At 72.1% G+C, this 2,246-nt stretch carries 3 protein-coding genes; 2 read left to right on the plus strand and 1 reads right to left on the minus strand.

Going from position 1 to position 2,246, the window contains the following annotated elements; genetic code table 11:
* Positions 1-229: 229 nt before the first annotated feature.
* Positions 230-568, minus strand: coding sequence for a P-II family nitrogen regulator (locus B8460_RS10845; protein ID WP_048861617.1), 339 nt, complete (start codon positions 566-568; stop codon positions 230-232).
* Positions 569-783: 215 nt separating this feature from the next.
* On the opposite strand from B8460_RS10845, the gene B8460_RS10850 reads away from it, so the two are divergent.
* Positions 784-2,013 (plus strand): UbiH/UbiF/VisC/COQ6 family ubiquinone biosynthesis hydroxylase, encoded by a 1,230-nt coding sequence (locus B8460_RS10850; protein WP_048861618.1) that lies wholly within the window; start codon positions 784-786, stop codon positions 2,011-2,013.
* A 29-nt stretch (positions 2,014-2,042) separates the two neighbouring features.
* Positions 2,043-2,246: DUF1223 domain-containing protein (locus B8460_RS10855; protein ID WP_048861619.1), on the plus strand; the 204-nt coding region annotated here is incomplete at its 3' end.

Below are 2,246 nucleotides of genomic sequence, written 5' to 3' on the forward strand. Positions count from 1 at the left end.
ATCAGCGGCAGCGCCACCACAAGCAGCAGCGCGAGCCATGTCATACAGCCCCTCAGGGCACGGGAACGCAGCATAGGGCGTCTGTCCTCGTTATTGCGTGTGCATCCGGCGATGCGGTGCGGGGATGGTGAAGCGAAGGAGCGGTCGTCGCGGCGCCGCGTCTGGAGGTATCGGAAGGCGGCGGGCGGGACGACCGGGCAGGGGTTGGGTGGCCGCGTTCGGCCCGGGGCTAGAGCGCCTCGGAGTCGAGCTCGCCGGTGCGGATGCGCACCGCCCGTTCGAGGTCGAGCACGAACACCTTGCCGTCGCCGATCTTGCCCGTGTGCGCCGACTTCATGATCGCCTCGACGACCTGGTCGGCGAGCGAGGAGGGCACCGCCACCTCGATCTTCACCTTGGGCAGGAAGTTCACGTGATATTCGGCGCCGCGGTAGATTTCGGTCTGGCCTTTCTGCCGGCCGAAACCTTTTACCTCGGAGACCGTGAGCCCCTGGACGCCGAGCGGGGTCAGCGCTTCCCGCACGTCGTCGAGCTTGAACGGCTTGATGATCGCCATGATGAGCTTCATGTGGCAGCTCCGCCTTGATGGACCGGACAGGGGCTACTCAAGAACCGTGCCGCGCGCCGGACTCGCCGGCCGCCGGGCGCAACCGGGCCGTGTCGCGGGGTCTGCATAAAATTGCGGCAGCAGGACCGCCGCTAGGTGGCCCGCTTTCGGGCAGAGATGACACGAAGGTAACCGTACGGCCGTAACCGGCCGGGACGGCGGACGAAAGGCATGCCATGAACGCGACGATCGATACCGAGGTCTGCATCGTGGGCGCCGGCCCCGTCGGCGGGGCGCTTGCCTGCCGGCTGGCGGCGGACGGCATCGCGACCGCCGTGGTGGACCGCGCCGCCCTGCCGCCGATGGAACATCCCGACTTCGACGGCCGCGCCTACGCCATCGCCGCCGGATCGCGCCGCCTGCTGGAACTCGCGGGCCTGTGGGACCGGCTGCCGGACGAGCCCTGCGCCATACGCGACATCCGGGTGACCGATGGCCGCCTCGGCCGGCGCCCGTCGCCCCTGCGGCTGGACTTCGCGAGCCGCGATCTCGATCCGCCGGAGGGCGAGGAGGCGGCGTTCGGCTGGATGGTCGAGGCGCGGGCGCTGCGCGTCGCCCTGAACCGCACGCTGCACGAGCACCCGAGCCTGCACCTGTTCGCCCCGGCCGAGGCGCGGGTCACCCGCGCGCCGGAGGGAGCGGAGGTGGCGGTGGCCGGCGGTCCGACCATCCGCTGCCGGCTGGTCATCGCCGCCGAGGGGCGCAACTCGCCGCTGCGCGACGCGGCGGGCATTCCCGTCACGCGTTTTCCCTACCGTCAGGCCGGCATCGTCTGCGCCATCGCCCACGAGCATCCGCATCACGGCTTGGCGCTCGAACATTTCCTGCCGGCCGGCCCGTTCGCGCAGCTGCCGATGACCGGGCAGCCGGGCATGCCGAACGTCTCCGCCATCGTCTGGACGGAACGCGCCTCGGCGGCGCGCGCGCTCATCGACCTGCCGGACGTGCCCTTCGCGCAGGCGGTGGCGCAGCGGCTCGGGCCGCATCTCGGCGGGCTGCGGCTGGTGGGGCGGCGCTGGCTCTATCCGCTCGGCGCCCTGCATGCCCACCGCTACACCGCCGAACGCCTCGCCCTAGTGGGCGATGCCGCCCACGGCATCCATCCGATCGCCGGGCAGGGCCTCAATCTCGGGTTCCGGGACGCCGCGGCGCTGGCCGGGCTGATCGCCGAGGCGGTCTGGAACGGCGGCGATCCGGGATCGGCGGAGGTGCTGACCCGCTACCAGCGGGCGCGGCGCCCGGACAACCTGCTGATGCTGGCGGCGACCGACGCGCTCGACCGGCTATTCAGCAACGACCTGCCGCCGGTCCGCCTCGCCCGCGATCTCGGCCTCGCGGCCGTGGACCGGCTGCCGGGGCTCAAGCGCCTGTTCATGCGGCAGGCGATGGGCCTGCCGGTCCTGTAGCCACTTACCCCAACCGGAGGCATCCACCCATGCCGGCGCGCATCCCCGCACTCATCCTCGGCGCCGTCCTGCTCGGCGCCGCCGCGCCGGCCCCGCGTCCCGTCGTGGTGGAGCTGTTCACCTCCGAGGGCTGTTCGTCCTGCCCGCCGGCCGAGGCGCTGCTGGCCGCTCTCGCGAACGGCCGGCGCGACCTGCTGCCCCTCGCATTCCACGTCACCTACTGGGACCGGCTG

Origin of the sequence: Acidisphaera rubrifaciens HS-AP3 (genome assembly GCF_000964365.1) — a bacterium.
GTDB lineage: Bacteria > Pseudomonadota > Alphaproteobacteria > Acetobacterales > Acetobacteraceae > Acidisphaera > Acidisphaera rubrifaciens.

Bases quoted from the DNA above. Each gene is read 5' to 3' on its own strand.
- B8460_RS10845 (WP_048861617.1), bottom strand. From the start codon at position 568: ATGAAGCTCATCATGGCGATCATCAAGCCGTTCAAGCTCGACGACGTG.
- B8460_RS10850 (WP_048861618.1), top strand. From the start codon at position 784: ATGAACGCGACGATCGATACCGAGGTCTGCATCGTGGGCGCCGGCCCC.